Annotated in this window: 11 protein-coding genes; 4 read left to right on the top strand and 7 right to left on the bottom strand. The window is 61.4% G+C overall.

The features are described from left to right. Positions 1–125: 125 nt before the first annotated feature. The 4 genes from ON753_RS11550 to ON753_RS11535 all read right to left on the bottom strand — a co-directional run bounded on the left by ON753_RS11550 (position 126) and on the right by ON753_RS11535 (position 3,710). Complete coding sequence (locus ON753_RS11550; RefSeq protein WP_265962665.1) at positions 126–1,763, bottom strand: fumarate hydratase; 1,638 nt, start codon at positions 1,761–1,763, stop codon at positions 126–128. Between the two features lie 140 nt (positions 1,764–1,903). Continuing rightward, on the bottom strand, positions 1,904–2,461 hold the full coding sequence (locus tag ON753_RS11545; protein WP_265962664.1) for a YceI family protein: 558 nt from the start codon (positions 2,459–2,461) through the stop codon (positions 1,904–1,906). Positions 2,462–2,485: 24 nt separating this feature from the next. Further along, complete coding sequence (locus tag ON753_RS11540) at positions 2,486–3,070, bottom strand: cytochrome b (protein ID WP_265962663.1); 585 nt, start codon at positions 3,068–3,070, stop codon at positions 2,486–2,488. Positions 3,071–3,125: 55 nt separating this feature from the next. Further along, positions 3,126–3,710 (bottom strand): YceI family protein, encoded by a 585-nt coding sequence (locus tag ON753_RS11535; RefSeq protein WP_265962662.1) that lies wholly within the window; start codon positions 3,708–3,710, stop codon positions 3,126–3,128. Positions 3,711–4,121: 411 nt separating this feature from the next. On the opposite strand from ON753_RS11535, the gene ON753_RS11530 reads away from it, so the two are divergent. From ON753_RS11530 to ON753_RS11520, 3 genes are all read left to right on the top strand, one after another. Then, positions 4,122–4,841 carry a glycerophosphodiester phosphodiesterase family protein gene (locus ON753_RS11530; RefSeq protein WP_265962661.1) on the top strand — a complete coding sequence of 240 codons (720 nt, stop codon included), beginning with the start codon at positions 4,122–4,124 and terminating at the stop codon, positions 4,839–4,841. 347 nt (positions 4,842–5,188) lie between these two features. Then, positions 5,189–6,082, top strand: a complete 894-nt coding sequence (locus ON753_RS11525; protein WP_265962660.1) for a FecR family protein — start codon at positions 5,189–5,191, stop codon at positions 6,080–6,082. Between the two features lie 76 nt (positions 6,083–6,158). Next, positions 6,159–8,930 carry an EAL domain-containing protein gene (locus ON753_RS11520; protein WP_265962659.1) on the top strand — a complete coding sequence of 924 codons (2,772 nt, stop codon included), beginning with the start codon at positions 6,159–6,161 and terminating at the stop codon, positions 8,928–8,930. Positions 8,931–8,998: 68 nt separating this feature from the next. Here ON753_RS11520 and ON753_RS11515 read toward each other — a convergent pair whose 3' ends face one another. Beyond that, positions 8,999–10,456 carry an NAD-dependent succinate-semialdehyde dehydrogenase gene (locus ON753_RS11515; protein ID WP_265962658.1) on the bottom strand — a complete coding sequence of 486 codons (1,458 nt, stop codon included), beginning with the start codon at positions 10,454–10,456 and terminating at the stop codon, positions 8,999–9,001. Positions 10,457–10,683: 227 nt separating this feature from the next. Between ON753_RS11515 and ON753_RS11510 the strand changes: the two genes are divergently transcribed. After that, positions 10,684–11,697, top strand: coding sequence for an Ldh family oxidoreductase (locus ON753_RS11510; RefSeq protein ID WP_265962657.1), 1,014 nt, complete (start codon positions 10,684–10,686; stop codon positions 11,695–11,697). Positions 11,698–11,706: 9 nt separating this feature from the next. On the opposite strand, the gene ON753_RS11505 is transcribed toward ON753_RS11510, so the two are convergent. Beyond that, positions 11,707–12,060 carry a helix-turn-helix domain-containing protein gene (locus ON753_RS11505; protein WP_265962655.1) on the bottom strand — a complete coding sequence of 118 codons (354 nt, stop codon included), beginning with the start codon at positions 12,058–12,060 and terminating at the stop codon, positions 11,707–11,709. A gap of 219 nt (positions 12,061–12,279) precedes the next feature. Continuing rightward, positions 12,280–16,626 carry a translocation/assembly module TamB domain-containing protein gene (locus tag ON753_RS11500; RefSeq protein WP_265962654.1) on the bottom strand — a complete coding sequence of 1,449 codons (4,347 nt, stop codon included), beginning with the start codon at positions 16,624–16,626 and terminating at the stop codon, positions 12,280–12,282. Positions 16,627–16,629: the final 3 nt, after the last annotated feature.

The following is a 16,629-nucleotide window of genomic DNA, read 5'->3' as shown; positions in this document are numbered from 1 at the left end:
CCCGCGCGTCCCGCGACCGGTCCGGACGGGCAGACGGCGTCCACGGCTCGGGCGGCAGAGCGTGATTTCCCGACGAATCGGATCCCGCAACCCGAGCAAATTCTCCGCCCCCCAGAGAAGCAGCGTTACCCGAGGTTCAGTTCCTTGAAGAAATCGTTGCCCTTGTCGTCGATGACGATAAAGGCCGGGAAGTTCTCGACTTCGATTTTCCACACCGCTTCCATGCCGAGTTCCTCGTATTCGACCACTTCCACTCTCTTGATGCAGTCCTGGGCGAGGCGCGCGGCCGGTCCGCCGATGGAGCCCAGATAGAAGCCGCCATGGGCCTGGCAGGCGCGGCGGACCTGGGCGGAGCGGTTGCCCTTGGCAAGCGTCACCATCGAGCCGCCCGCAGCCTGGAACTGGTCGACATAGGCATCCATCCGGCCTGCCGTGGTCGGACCGAACGAGCCCGACGGCATGCCTTCCGGTGTCTTGGCAGGGCCGGCGTAATAGATCGGGTGGTTCTTGAAATAGTCGGGCAACGGCTCGCCGCTTTCCAGCCGGTCGCGCAGTTTGGAATGCGCCAGGTCGCGTGCCACGATCAGCGGACCGCTCAGCGACAGGCGGGTCTTGATCGGGTGCCTGGAAAGCTCGGCCAGAATTTCCGGCATCGGCCGGGTCAGGTCGATCTTCACCACGTTGTCGGACAGGTGATCGTCGGTAACTTCCGGCAGATATTTCTCCGGATGCATTTCCAGCTGTTCCAGGAAGATGCCGTCCTTGGTGATCTTGCCGACCGCCTGGCGGTCTGCGGAGCAGGAAACGGCAAGACCGATCGGCAGGGAAGCCCCATGGCGCGGCAGGCGGATGACGCGCACGTCGTGGCAGAAATACTTGCCGCCGAACTGCGCGCCGACGCCGGTCGCCTGGGTCAGCTTGTGGATCTCTTCTTCCATCGCCAGGTCGCGGAAGGCGTGGCCAAGCTCGGAACCGGCGGTCGGAAGTCCGTCGAGATAACGCGCGGAGGCGAGCTTCGCCGTCTTCAGGTTCATCTCGGCGGAGGTGCCGCCAATGACGATCGCCAGGTGATAGGGCGGGCAGGCGGCCGTGCCGAGCGTCAGGATCTTTTCTTTCAGGAATTCGATCATCCGGTCGTGGGTCAGGAGGGACGGCGTTCCCTGAAACAGGAAGGTCTTGTTGGCGGAACCGCCACCCTTGGCCATGAACAGGAACTTGTAGGCGTCTTCTCCGTCCGCATAGAGCTCGATCTGCGCGGGCATGTTGTTCTTGGTGTTCTGCTCCTCGAACATGGAAATCGGCGCAAGCTGGGAATAGCGCAGGTTCTTCTTGAAATAGGCATCGCGCGCGCCTTCTCCGAGGGCGGCTTCGTCGGAGCCGTCGGTCCAGATCCGGCGCCCCTTCTTGCCCATGATGATCGCCGTGCCGGTGTCCTGGCACATGGGCAGCACGCCATGGGCGGCGATATTGGCGTTTTTCAGCAGATCGAAGGCGACGAACTTGTCGTTTTCGGTGGCTTCCGGATCTTCGAGAATTCTCCTGAGCTGTTCCAGATGACCGGGACGCAGGAAGTGATTGATGTCCTTGAAGGCTTCCTCTGCGAGCAGGCGCAGCCCCTCCCGCTCGACAATCAGGACCTCTTCGCCGTTGAACTCGGCGGTCCTGACATGGTCGGAGGACAGCTTGCGGTAAGGTGTCTGATCCGCGCCTTGCGGGAAAAGCGCACCGTGCTGATAGACGGGGGGCGTGAGCGGAGCGTTCATGAGACGGCTTTCCTGATCTGGCTGCCAACCGGTCTGCCGGCGGCGCTGGAACAATGAGTGGTGTTCTCATACGGCAAAAAGGCCGCGGACGCCAAGTGCCGCGGCCTGATCAAATGGTCTCAGGGAGAGATGCTGCGCGATTAACGGGTCGCGGTCAGGTTGAGGGTCACGGTGACGACGTCGCCGACCGTATCCGTGCCGACGCCGCTGCCGAGCTTGTAATCGAGACGGTTGACGGTCGCCGTTCCCTTCGCGGTGGCGGTATCTCCGTCGATATCAAGCGTGAAATCCAGCTCGACCGGCTGGGAAATGCCCTTAATGGTCAACGTACCGTCCGCCCGGTAGCTCTTGCCTTCGACAAGGGCCACGTTTTCGGACTTGAATTCGGCGGACGGGAATGCGCCGGCATCGAACCAGTCCTTGCCGGGCAGTGTTCCGTCGAATTGCGGGTTTCCGGTCGCGGCACTCATCGGCTGGATTTCCGCGGAGATACGCGCTGTTTCCGGAGCCTGCGGGTCAAAGTCGATCGTGGCGTCCCATGTGCTGAAAACACCTTCGACCGTGCCGTCGCCCTGCGTGACCTCAAAACCGAGCGTGCTTTTCTCCGGATCAACAGTCCATGTATCGGAATATGCCGGAGACGCGGTTGCCGCAGCGGACAGAACCATCAAAGCATACGATAGATTTTTCAAGTTCATGTGAAGGAATCCTAATGTTATGTCTCAGACGTCTGCCTTGGCCGGACCGGTGGAGACAATGCGCATCAGCGTGTTGTCCCGGGCGATGAAGTGGTGCTTGAGTGCGGCTGCGACATGCACGGTGATCAGGCCGATCAGCAGGAACGCGCCGTATTCGTGCAGCAGCCTGAAAAAGCTCTCCGCCTGCTCCTGGCTGCCGAGTGCGGGAGGAACCGGCAGATGCGGCACCGGCAGGACGTTGAAGAGGATCGTCGGAATGCCCCAGGGCGAGGCGGACACCATGAACCATCCAGTGACCGGTATGGCGAAGATCAGCACATAAAGGCCGATGTGCCCGAGATGTGCGGCGGTCTTCTCCAGAGGATGCATGTTTTCCGGCAGTCTGGGCGCGGGATTCGTCAGCCGCCAGACCAGGCGGAGCACAGCCAGCGTCAGGACGACAAAGCCGATGGACTTGTGCAGTTGATAGAGCTGGAATGTCGCCTGATCTGTCTGCGGCAGCCCGCTCATGTAAAGGCCGAGTGCGAGCATGCCGATGATCAGCAGCGCCATTGTCCAGTGAAAGACGATGGCGATGCGCCCATAACCTGATGGCGTGTTACGCAGCATGGCAATTCTCCGGAAAAGGGAGACCGGCCGCTGCCGGTCTCTTCTGGCATGAAACTCAGTTGGTCGCGTCGGATTTCAGCGCTTCGGCGTGGAAGGTTACGGTCACTTCATCGCCGACATAGGGCACATACATGTCCATACCGAAGTCGGAACGTTTCAGCACCGTCGAAACCGCAAATCCGGCGGCTTCTTTCTTGGCCATCGGGTGTTCGCCGAAAGTGGTGACGTCGACGGTGAGCGTAACCGGCTTGGTGATGTCCTTGATGGTCAGGTCGCCGGTAACTTCCAGCTGGTTTTCGCCGGTCTTTTCGACCTTGGTGCTCGTGAATGCGGCCGTCGGATATTTTTCCGCATCGAAGAAGTCAGCGCTGAGAAAATGCTTGTTCCGCTCGGCGAAAAACGTGTCGAGGCTCGTCACGTCGATCGTGAATTCGATGGAGGAATTGGCAGGAGTTTCCTTGTCGATCAACAGGACGCCGTCCCAATTGCCGAAACGGCCTTCGGTCGTGGAAAAGCCGAGATGGTCGTAGGAGAAGGACAGGTTGGCGTGGGACTTGTCGAAATCGAACGCAACCGGTTCGGCGACGGCGGCGCCCGCCAGCATGGAAAGTGCAAGCGCTGAAGCTGCAATACGGATCATGGTCAAACCTCATAGTGTGTATCGGGAGCGTTCTCTCATGAACGCTGCCGCCCCTACATAGGTGGAAAAATTCGGAGCGCCATTTGACTGTCTGTTCCTGCCCACTGAACAATGCATAGGACAAGCGGTGAACTGTGTATGAGCGGGCTATGGTATAAACCTCAAGGGAAGGCTGCCCCGCGCGCGCAGAAAGGGATGGTGCCGACTCGCGACCCTCCGCCCCGGTGTAGCGCTCATGGCCGACCATTCTAAGGTTGATTGATTCGTTAACTATTTGAGATATCGAAACATTTTGCCTGTCATCATTCCATCAACAGAATCGGTCACCTGTTTGACAAACCTCGTCCAATGGCGCTCACTATCAGCGCGAAGTGTCCCGGGCGCCAAGCTTGAGGGCAGAGGAGAATAAGCATGAGACATGCGGTCATTGTTTGTCATCGGGGAGCCTGTCTCTCAGCGCCGGAGAACACCCTGGCCTCCCTTGCCGGCGCCATCGATATGGGCGCTGAAGTCGTTGAATTCGATGTGCGGCCCTCCAGGGACGGCGTCCTTTACGTGATGCATGATGCCACCGTGGATCGGACGACGGATGGAACGGGCCGGTTTGCCGACATGACGTCGGATGAAATTGATACGCTCGATGCCGGCTCTTGGTTCAGTCCGGAATTTGCCGGTGAGCGGGTTCCCCGCCTGAACACGTTTCTGGACGCCTGCCGGGGGCGGATCGTGGCCTATGCCGAAATCAAGGAAGGCGATCCGGCGGAAGTACGTGACTTGCTGGCCGTCCGGGGCATGCTGAAAGAGGCCTGGACCTTTTCGTTCGACCAGGCGATCCGCGCGGCAACACGGGCCAAGGTCCCCGATTTCCGGCGGATGGTTCTTTTTGAACATGTCGGTTCCGTCGCCCGCGCAGTGGCCCATGAAGCCCGGATTATCGAGTTCAACGAGCACAATCTGACTGAAGAGCTCGCAGCCGAGGCAAGACAAGCGGGACTGATCACTCAGATGTTTTATGCGGGCGACGACCGGTCGGTGTTCGAAAGGGCTGTCCGCAGCGGCATCGAACAGATGAATATCGATCATGTCGAGACGTTTCGCGCCGTGGAGCGAGAACTGGCAACCCCCACCTGACCGCACTGTCCGACGATGGCAACGGCGCCGTTCGGATGCCGCACCGTCCGCGGAAACACAGGCGCGATACTACCAGCTACCAAATACTTTCGGCCATGCGGCAAGGCAGTTCGAAGGTCGCCGGCTGCCTTCGTTGAAATAGTCTATTGATCTTTGAGACAACTTTAGGTGTTTGGAGCAAGCGTAAAGTTGTATCCAGATTAGTCGTTTGTTTTCACTTTAAGTTAAGCGGCATCCCGTAGCGTTCATCGCCAAGCAATAGAACAGGTAGTATCGCGATGACTGTGCTTGTAAGTGGCCGCAGCCAAAAGTTGTTAACGGAGTTTGCGGATCCAGGAAAGTTGAACTTGTTCGCTGGAAGGCTCGCCAGATGCCTTTCCGTGCTCATTCTTGTTTCCCTTGTTCTTGGCCCGTCTTTCGCCGGCGCCGAAGAATGGGTGGTCAAGCGGGTCTCGGGCATCGCCTATTTCGTTGCGCCCGGCGTCGAAGCCTACCGTGTCGAGAAGGGCATGGTCTTTGAAAAAGGCTTCACGATGGGAACGCGGCCCGGTGCCAGGGCCCTGATCGCACGCGGCGACGAAACCATTGCTGTCGGACCGAACACCACATTCGCAATCTCGAAACGCCTCAGCCGCGGAACGAGAACGACGCTCCTGCAGCGCAAGGGCACGATAGAAGTGGACGTGGAAAAGCGGCAGCGCCCGCATTTTACCGTCGAAACCCCGTTTTTCGCGGCCGTGGTCAAGGGAACCCGGTTTGAAGTCCGGGTTCGCGAAAAACAGGCGCGTGTCTCCGTCGAACGCGGCGTGGTCGCGGTGGAGGACTTTGCTTCCGGCGACAGGACGGAACTGGGTGCGGGGCAGAGCGCATCGAGCGCTCCGGCGCGAAAGGTCGGCCTGTCGGTTGCCGGCAAAACCAAACCGGTGGTCAGTCCCGGCGCGAAGCGTGCTCCCGCTTTCGAAACGCCCGCAGTGAAGAATGTCCCGGCCCATTCGGGGGCCGCGAACGCTCAAGCGGACGGTCCCTCCGGCAACGTCGGGGCAAGCCATGCCGGGTCCGCAAGCAGCGCCAGCAAAGCAGGAAACGCCGCCAATTCGGGAGCTGGCGGAAATGCCAACGCTGGCGGCAGTAGCAACTCCGGTGGCAACGGCGCTTCCGGCGGCAGCGGCGGCTCCGCTGGCAGCGGCAGCGACAATTCCGGTAGCAGCGGCAACGCCGGTAGCAACGGAAAGAACAGGTGATGGCGTGGGAAGCGCTTCGAGAGGGCCGTCCTGGCGGTGATCCGCGTCCCCTGATGTGCCGCATCGGACGGTAGCCGTGTTGCACTGGCAGGCAGGAACAACAAAGCGCATTCTCGACGCCTGTCTGGCCGCATTCGCCGTGATTGCGGCCGTCGCCGTTTTATATATGGCCGGAGCCGTCACCGTGCTCGACCGGTTCTTGTGGGAAACCCGTTTCGGTCTGGATCATCGGCCTGTTTCGGGAAATATCGTCCTGGTCGATATCGATGCCAGGAGCCTGGATGAACTTGGTGTATGGCCGCTGCCCCGCAGGCTCTTCGCGGATCTGACCGATCGCCTGGCCGCCGAAGGGGCGCAGGACATTGTCTTCGACGTCGACTTCAGTTCCGCCTCAAACCCGGAAGACGACGCACTCCTGGCCGATGCCATTGAGCGGGCGGGCAACGTCAGCCTCGCCGTTTTCCGTCAGCCAGCTTCCTCGGCCGGCACGGCAGGCGAAATCGTCAACCGGCCGCTGGACAGGTTCCTGGATGCAGCCTGGCCGGTTGTCGTCATGGTGCCCGTGGAGAGCGACAGCCGCGTCTGGCGAAATCTCTATGGCTACCCGATCGACGGCAGTCCCGAGATTTCCGCCGCGGCCTTGCTGGGAGGGCATACCGGGAAGGCGACCGGCGCCTTTGGTCTGGACTACGGCATCGCGATCGACCGGATGCAACGCGTTTCCCTCGTAGATGTTCTGGGTGGAACAGTCACACCCGACAGTTTCCGCGGCAAGAAAGTCATCATCGGCGCCAGCGCACAGGAACTCAGGGACGTGTTCCCCGTGCCCGTCCACGGTTTCCTGCCCGGCAGCGTTATCCAGGCACTCGGAGCGGAAAGCATTGCTCAAGGCCGGGCGATGGTGGTTGACGGGGAGGCGATCGCCGTCCTGACAGCCCTGGCCATCTTCTTCGTGCTGCTGATGACGAGGATGGAGGGGTGGCTCGTCAAGGTTCTGATCCTGATGCTGACGGCCTGTGCGTTCGAGATTGTCGCTTTCGGGGTTCAGACGTCGGCGCCCATTCTGGTCGCCACCGCAAGCGGCCATTTCGTGCTGCTGTTTGCCGCTGCAAGCATCGTGATCAGGGAACTGGGCTTTCTCAAGTTCCTGTCTTACCTCGCTACCGTTAGCCGGCGAAACAGCGAACGTATGCTTGGCCTGGTGTTCGATGAGAGTTTCGACGCCATCGTCGTGCTTGGCGGCGATGGACGGATAACCGCCGCAAGCCGGGCTGCTCGCTCGCTCTTTGCCAGTGAAGCGCTGGTTGGAATGATGGCAGAGACGGTCCTGCCGAAGGATCTGGTCGAGGAGACACTGGCGGTTCTCGACGCCCGGCAGGACCGGAAACCCGTTCCAAAAGTCCTGATCGTTCCATTGGAGAGCGGCAAACGCCAGGTCATCGAATATGTCGTCACCAGGTCGGAGAAAACGATTGTGCGGGCAAACAGGCGTCAGGACGTCAAGACGCAATCGCTTGCCTGCCTGACCTGCCGCGATGTTACCGAAGAACGCGAATCCGCCGAGAGGCTGGAATACCTTGCCCGTTTCGATCCGATTACGGGCCTGCTGAACCGGAGCGGCTTCGAACAGGAGTTGCAGCGGCAGACCCGGACCGCCGGGCGCATGGGCGAGAGCCTGTGCCTGATCCAGTTCGCGATCGCCAATCTGGATCAGATCATCGCTTCCCTTGGATTTTCCTACGGGGACACGCTTCGCCAGGCGGTCGCCTCACGCCTGAAGAGCCATCTTGCACAGGAGGCGGTCTGGTCCGCTATCTCCGTCGATGTGTTTGCCGGCGTCTTCGTGTGCGGTCCGGACGGCGATGAGGGGCTGCAGATGATCGAGGCCCTTCGGGATGTCATCTGCGAAGACTATACCATCGATGGCGCGAGGATCTCCGTTCAGCTCAAGTTCGGTTACCAGCTTGCGGACGGACAGACCCCGCCGGACATCCTTCTCAAGAATTCCGGCAATGCGCTGGCAAGGGCGCGCCGCGACTTGCAGGTGTCCGTCGTCGCGTTCCGCCAGGAACTGGAAGACGCTCTCGAGCGGCGGCGCACCCTGGAGACGGAGCTTTTCAAGGCGATCGTCCGCGACGAGTTGCGCATGGAGTACCAGCCTCTGGTGAACCTCGCGGATCGGTCCGTCTTCGGCGCTGAGGCGCTGCTCAGGTGGAACCACCGGCAACTCGGGCCGATTTCGCCCGCAGAATTCATACCGATTGCAGAGGAAAACGGCTATATCGTCGACCTTGGCGCCTGGGCCATGAACCGGGCGATGAAGGAGGCTCTCACCTGGAGCAACCCTCTTAAGCTGTCGATCAATATTTCCGCTATCCAGATCAGCCGGGGAAATCTTGTCACGACGGTCGCCGAGGCTCTGGAGCGGACCGGTTTTCCCGCACAAAGGCTCGATCTGGAGATCACCGAATCCTTGTTCATCGACGAGAGCCTGGATCTGAAATCCTGCATGGAAGAGCTGAAAGCGCTTGGCTGCAGTTTTTCACTGGATGACTTCGGCACCGGCTATTCCTCGCTCGGCTATATCCCGAAATATCCGTTTTCGAAGATCAAGCTGGACCGGTCCTTCGTCCGTCGCTCGATTGAGGCAAAGCAGGACGTTGCCGTGATCGAAGCGGTGCTTCATCTCGCCAGGGGCTTTGGCATGTCCGTGGTGGTCGAGGGGATCGAAACGCCGGACCAGGCAGCCAAACTGCTGGAACTGGGCTGTCCCTGCGGCCAGGGATATCTGTTCGGCCGGCCCATGGGCTCGGCCGAATTCTCTTCTCAGCTGCTCAAGGCGGCGTAACGGCTGTTGCCATACCACAGGCCTGGTCCCGTCCGGTACACCGGGAACGTTGCCTGTTCGCCAGACCGTTAAAGTCCCAGGCCACCGATACAGTTGTATTTCACGTTCAGATAGTCGTCGAAGCCGTATTTGGAACCTTCGTTGCCGATGCCGCTTTCCTTGAAACCGCCAAAGGGGGCGACTTCGGTGGTGATCACGCCTTCATTGACCCCGACAAGGCCGTATTGCAGCTGCTCCATCACCCGGAAACAGCGGCCGAGATCCTTGGAATAGAAATAGCAGGCAAGGCCGTATTGCGTATCGTTTGCGAGCCGTATGGCTTCTTGCTCGGTCTCAAACCTGAAGAGTGCCGCCAGCGGGCCGAACGTTTCTTCGTGCGCGACCGCCATCTCCTGGGTCGCGCCCGTGATGAGTGTCGGTTCGAAGAAGGTGCCCGGTCCCTCCGGCCGATTGCCGCCGGCCAGCAGCTGGCCGCCTTTTTCGAGGGCGTCCTTCACATGGGCAGCTACCTTGTCAACGGCCGCTTCGTTGATCAGCGGACCCTGGGTGGTGCCTTCCTGCAGCCCGTTGCCGACCTTCAACTCGGCCGCCACTGCGGCTTTCAGCTTCTGGGCGAAGGCATCGTAGACTTCGGCCTGCACGTAGATCCGGTTCGCGCAAACGCAGGTCTGCCCGGAGTTGCGGAACTTGCTGGCGATGGCACCCTCCACCGCACGGTCGAGATCCGCATCGTCGAACACGATGAACGGGGCATTGCCGCCAAGTTCCATGCTGATTTTCTTCATGTGCTTGCCGGCATTGGAGGCCAGCAGCTTGCCGACCCGGGTGGAGCCGGTGAAGGTGATCTTGCGCAGGGCGGGGTTTTCGCACATTTCCTCGCCGATTGCCGGGGCATCGCCAGTGACGATGTTGATGACGCCTTTTGGCAGCCCCGCCTTCTCGGCCATTACTCCGTAGACCAGTGCGGAAAAAGGAGTGAACTCGGCAGGTTTCATCACCATCGTGCAACCCGAGCCAAGGGCGGCGCCGAGCTTGCGGGCGATCATGGAATTCGGGAAGTTCCAGGGCGTGATCGAGCCGACGACTCCCACAGGTTCCTTGGTAACCACAATGCGCCGGTCGGCCCAGGGCGAGGGGATCGTATCTCCGTAGATCCGCTTGCCTTCCTCGGCGAAGAACCTGATGTATTTCACGCCGAGGGTGATCTCGCCCTTGGCCTCGGCAAACGGTTTGCCCATCTCGCTCGTCAGCAGGACCGCAAGATCGTCAAGGTGCTCCATGATGGCGTCGCACAGTTTGTGCATGTAATTTGCACGCGCTTCGGCCGTCAGCGCCTTCCAGCCCGGAAAGGCCGCCTGGGCGGCGGCAATTGCCTGCGCCGTCTCGGCGCGGCCGCAAAAAGGAACCGTACCGATAACCTCGCCGGTCGCCGGATTGGTGACTTCGATCGTCTTGCCGCTGTCGGCGTCCAGCCAAGCCCCATCAATGTAAACCTGTTGTTTCAAAAGCGATGTGTTCAAGGACATGGGGTCCCCCCTGGAAGCTGAGATGAGATGGATGGCCGATCGAAGACCGGAGATGTTTTTCTACAGATAGGGGGCGGGTGAAGGCTCTGGCAAGCGATTTTCCGGAAAAGGATCAGCATTCAAATGGTTTGCAGCAAAGACGATTGCAGGAAAACGGACAAGGCGCTAGGGAAGCGTCTCGCCACTGGTGTTGACGCCAGTTCGTGAGCTTAAGGACCGGAAATCGAGTGACACGGACCATTGCAGTTGCCGAAGCAGAACGCCTTGCCGCCAAGGCTCTGATTGCGGCGGGAACGGACCCGGCGAACGCGCGTGCGGTTGCGCGCGCCCTGGTTGGCGCGGAAACCTCCGGTCAGCCGGGGCACGGATTGTCGCGGATGCCGTCCTACATCGAACAGGTCCGCGCCGGAAAGGTGAGGGGCACGGCCAAGCCGTCGCTCGAGCCCGTGAAACCCGGGCTGGTGCGGATCGATGCGGGACATGGTTTTGCCTATCCGGCGATCGCGCTGGCGCTGGAGGTTCTGCCGGACATGGCACGGCAGAATGGTATCGCGCTTGCCGCCATTCACCGGTCCCATCACTTCGGCCAGGGCGGCGCGCACTGCGAAGTTCTGGCGGACAAGGGGTTTGTTGCGATGGTCTTCGGCAATGCCCCCAAGTCCATCGCCCCCTGGGGAGCCAGCCGGGCCATGTTCGGCACGAACCCGATTTCCTTCGCCGCTCCCGGGCCGAAAGGCATGCCGTCGCTGGTGATCGATTTCGCCGTCTCCCGGGTTGCAAAAGGCAAGATCATGGCTGCCAACCGGACCGGACAACCCATCCCGGAGGGCTGGGCACTGGACGCGTCCGGCCGGCCCACGACGGATGCCGCAGCGGCGATGAACGGCACAATGGTTCCGATCGGTGAAGCGAAAGGCGCCGCGCTCGCGATGATGATAGAGGTGCTGTCCGCGGCGCTCGTTGGTGCGCATTTCGGATTCGAGGCGAGCAGTGTCTTTGACGGCGAGGGCGACCCGCCCAACCTGGCCCAGACCATCCTTGCGATCGATCCCGGGCTCACGTCCAACAACGTCTATTGGGAGAGAATCGGCCTTCTGTTCCACGAAATGGAGGCGACAGACGGCGCCCGGCTGCCAGGCAGCCGAAGGCTGGAAGCCCGGAAAATCGCCGCAAGCGAGGGGCTGAAGGTCCCGGAGCAGATCCTGGAGGATCTCCTCCGGTTTGCTGGAGAGTTGGACTAGGGGGCCGGCTCAGTCGCCGGCCAATCGCTCCTGAAGGATCGCGATCTCGTCGGCAAGGGCCTGGGCCTGCTGGCGAATGCGGCTAAGTGTCATCCGCATGCCGTCCAGATCCGTGCCGATCGGTTCGTCGGACATGGGCGGAGTGCCCCGGCCGACCAGGAGCCAGGTGGGGCTGACATTCAACACGCCCGCGAGCAGCACCAGCTTGTTCGAGCGCGGCTCCGAGCGGTCGCTTTCCCAGCTCTGCAGGGTTGATGTCTTGATGCCCAGGCGGCGGGCAAGCTGTGCGGTCGACAGGTTACATACGTCCCGGGCCTTGCAGATCCGCTCGCCCAGAGTGTAATCGCTGCTGCTGGTAGACATTATCGAACTCTCGTCAATGCCGGCTCTCTCCGCCGTCACATAGACGGTGTCTTCCGCGGAGGACGGAACATTACTTTTGAATATGTGGGTCATGAACCTAAGGTTCGCAGATACGCGTCCCGGCTGCAATAGCTTATCGTGAATTTGTCGCATGGAGAGCGGGAAATGGCGGGATCCCGCAGCGTTCCTGCCAAAACTGCGAGTGAGTGAACAACAACTTCAGTATTCGCGTTCGAAGAAGATCCCCGCCTTGGAGGATCCGTCCGCGCCGACCTCGCCGCGAACCTTGAGGCCGCGGTCCAGATCGATGTCGACCTTGACCCGGCTCGATCCGGAACCGGTTCCCTGTTCTACGCCCAGATAGATGTTGTCATTGATGTATTTGCCGACAGCTACCGAGGGACCGTCGTCGCCGTCTGTGTTGACATCGATGGCGTCGAGCCCGAGCGATTTTCGGATGGAGGCTAGGGGGCCGGTGTCACTGCCGCCGGTCAGGGTGGCGATGGCCGCGGCGAGGCGCGCCGCCTGGGTCGCCGAAAGGTTGCCGATGCTCTTGCCAAACAGCAGCAGGGCAAGCACCTCGTCCTGGGGCATCTCCGGAGATGAGCTGAATGCGATGGCGGGATCGTCGGCTTGCCCACTCACCGTCACCGTAACCGTCGTGCCGCTCACCGCACTCGTCGCGGCAAAATCAAGGATCGGTGTCAGCGAGCCCTGGAATGTGGTTCTGCCGTGGGAAAACTGCAGCCGCCGCGTCAGAATGTCGAACTGGCCGCGCTTCAGGTTGAAGGCCCCGATGGCCTGAGGGTTCGCGGTGGTTCCGACAATCTTCAGGTCGCCCTGCAGTTCCGCATCCAGTCCGCGGCCGCGGATGAAAATGCGCCCGGGCGAGGTCAGCAGGATGTCCAGCCGGGGCGGCAGGTTTCCTTGCTGCGTCCCACTCTGCCTGGAATCGCCGCCAAGTTCGGCGACTTGCTGCCGGACGGCCGCGGGCGCGTTGATGTGCCGGACGTCCACGGGAGAAATCGCTCCCGGAAGGCTTTCGGGAATGGAAATATCGGCCTTGTTGATTTCGACCTTGCCGCTGATGAGCGCCGAATCCGTCGACGAGACGAGCGGGCCGGAGATCTTCAGGTCCGCGCCGATGTCTGCCGTGACGAGCCCGGGGTCCACATAGTGGCCGTTGGTGAGACCGATCTGCAGGTCGGCGGGATAGCCGTTTGTCATGCCGACTGTCCCCGACGCCGCAAGAGACCCGCCGGTGGAAAGGTCGCCGGTAATCGCGTTGAGGCTCGCCTGATCCTGGTTGACGGTGATCGTGCCCCGAACGTTCTGAACCGTTAAGCCTGTCGACAGGCTGGTTATTTTCAGATCGGCCGGCGTTGCCGTGATCTGGTAGGAAGGGGCGGCGGCGCTCCCTCCGACCGAGCCCTGCAGATTGATCGCCCCGTCACCCCTCAGCCCCGCTTCCAGCATCGGGCGCCACAGGGCGGCAGACGGCAGCGTACCCTCCACCTTGAGGGAAAGCGGATTGGGCCGTGCCAGTCCCACGGTTCCCGAGGCGGCCATGTTCAGGCCGGCCGGGTTGGTCGCTCTCGTCGTCTGGTTTATCCGGTTGTCTTCCAGCGTTCCTGACGAGGTCAGGCTGAAAGCCTCCAAGCCATTCTTTCCAAGTTCGTTTGCCGTAAGGCCCGCACCGCTGATCGACCACTCCGCCTTTGGCGAGGAACTGCTGCCATTGGCCGAGACGTTGCCCGACAAGGTTCCGCCGAGCCCCAGTGAAGGCACAAAGGCGTTGGCGAGGTTGAGGGGTACGGAGTTCAGTTCGGCGGCCAGATCAAGCGTCCGGCCGGCCTTGCCGGAGACCGACAGGGAACCGCCGCCGAGCTGAAGATCCAGAGGCTGGATCGTTGCCACGCCATTTGCGTAGGAAACAGATGTCGGCTGCTTGAGCTTGCTCGTCAGCCCCTGATAGCGCAGGGCGAGGTCCTGCAGGGCGACCAGATACGTGCCGGCATCAGGTTCGCTGACCCGGGCGTTCAGGGTCAGCCCGTCCTCGCTGTTCCTGTCCATGCTCATTTCCAGCGCGATCGCGGTGCCGTCGTCCTGCGGTTCCGCGCTGATGGTGACGCCGTGAATGGGCGTGACGTCCGTTTGCAGGTCGGAAAGCCGGATATCCGCGGTTACAGATTGGGGCGTGTAGGGCGAAGCGACATTGGCCTTCAGGGTCAATGAACCAAGCGTTGCAGACGGTACGTCAATCTCGGAACCGGTAAGGTCGAGCGCCAGGCTCTTTGTGTCCGGGTCCGCCGAAATCGTGCCTTGAAGGCGGCCGCTGATTTCCGTGAGCAGAAGAGGCGAGAGGGAGGCGAGATCGGGCGCGTCGATATCCAGGCGCCCCTCAAGCGTTTCCATCGGCCTGTTCAGGTCCGTCACGGCAAGAGAACCCGTCACCGTGTTTCCGGCAAGGCCGATCGAAAGCGGGCTGACATTGGCGCCGCCATCCTTGCTGGTCAATTCGACGTCCACCTCGATCGGCTGGCCGTTCAGCGATGCGGACCCCTTGACCGTGGCCGTCGGCGCGGCCGTGTCGGCCGTTGCCCTTGCGGAAAAGCTCAGGTCGTCGAGCGGGGTTCCGGCCAGCATGATCTGTTCCGACGTCGCTTTCGCCTCGACCCTCAACGCATTGATGGGGCCGGATGTCCGCGCTTCTAAGGTCAGACGTCCGGAGAGTTGAGGGTCGATCCCGGAGAGATCGGTCAGGCTTGCCGTCAGGTCGGAGGTCAGGGTTGCGTCCCGGTAGGTTGCATCGGCGCTTGCCTGTAGCGCATCGTTGGCGAGCGAAAGGGTATTCACCGTGACGTTATCCGCGCCCGAAATATCCACCGCAAGCTCGATGTCGCTTTCGCCTTTCATGAGCGCGTCGGCCTGAGCGATGCCGGTTTGCAGATCACGGGTCTTCAGGGAAACAGTTGCCGAGCCCTCGATTGTCTCCGGGTTCAGGTCAGCGGTGAATTCGCCCGAAACGCTTCCTGCGAGATCGCGCGCCGCGAGCCCGGAAAGCTTTGCCAGGTCGGTCAGGGAGAGACGGCCCCGCCCACTCACCCGGGCCGCGGAGATTTCCGTCTCCGTCAGCGTGACTGAGCCGATCGCGGTCGCGACGTTGAGATCCGCGAACGCCGCCGTCCGTTCGGCGCCGTCGAGCGCGCCGGTTCCCTTGACCGAAAGCGGTCCGGAAAGCGGTGCCGTCTCTGGTGTCAGGCCCTGGAACCCGGCGGCGGCCAGTGTGAATTGCAACGGCGAGGTCAGAATATCGGCTCGCAGATCGGCACCGGAGCCGGAGGCCTCGAGCCTGATTTCATCTGTCCGCGCTTCCGATGCCTGGAGGGAGGCAAGGCTTGCCCGTGCAGACCAGTTTGCCGCCGAACGCTGTCCTGATGCGGAAAATTCAGCGTCCATGGGGCCGAACACGATCCGCCGGTCGCCCAGGTCGACCGCGATCAGAGCGCTGTCTCCCGCGCTTATGGAGAGGTTTCCGGAGGCGCTGATAGTATCACCGGTGAGGGCCGTCTTCGCATCGAGGGAAACGGTTCGGGTCTTCAGGGATACATCCGCCGACAGAGGTTCGAACGCGGGCGAAAACCAGGCCTGCCCGGAAGCGCGCGTTGTCCCGAGCAGGAATGCCTCCGCGGCGGGTGGGGCGAGTCGTGCAAGCTCTCCATCGAGATCGAAGGAAATGCGGCGTCCGTCTTCGGTTTGCTCGATTTGCGCTGAGCCGGTCACGGTTCGCCGGCCGTCGAGCGCAAGGTCGAGGTTCGCCGCCCAGCTTGTCAGCGGGCCGGAACCGGTCAATTCCAGTGTCACGGCCGGCAGGTCCGGAACGTCGAGCAGCCGGGCCACCAGGCCGCCACGCGGTTCGGAAACGCTGATATCGAATTCAAGGGTCTCTGCCGCAGGTTCGAATATGGCTCTTGCCGTCAACCCGGCATCGACGCCGTCGATCCGATGGATATCCAGGTCAGCGGTGACAATGGCCGGATCCAGCGCGACATTCCCCGATCCGGACGCGGTCAGGGAGATGGGCGCCCCCAGCAGCGTCTCTCCGAGATTGATTTCGTTAAACTCGATGCTCTGCAGATCGATATCGAGGGGAATGGAAAAGCCACCCGCACCGCCACCGGTCTCCCCGGTGGCCGACACGGCATCCGGCTGCACCAGAGGCCTTCGTTGCAGGTCAACCTGCTTCGCAAAGACCCTGGCAATGGCCAACTCGCCGGAAAGCAGTTTCAGCGGATCCCAGCTCAGGGCGATCTGGTCGGCATCCAACCAGATACCACCCGCATCGGCGATGGACACATGCTCGGCTTCAGCATTGAGAGCGAAGCCGAGATGAAGCCCTCTGATGGTGACTGTGCGGCTGTCGGAAGATGCCAGATCACTGGCGAGGCTCGAAACAAGCGTGCGCCCCGCCGGTATCTGCAGTATGGCGATCACAAGTATCGGTACGGCGACGGCAAGGAGAAGCAGGAAACCGAAAAACCGCAATGAGAGTTTCAAAAAACGCATCTG

The organism is Roseibium salinum (genome assembly GCF_026240905.1).
In the GTDB taxonomy this organism is placed as follows: domain Bacteria; phylum Pseudomonadota; class Alphaproteobacteria; order Rhizobiales; family Stappiaceae; genus Roseibium; species Roseibium salinum.
Note: the sequence above shows the minus strand (reverse complement) of the source record. Positions and strands in the feature narration are given on the sequence as shown.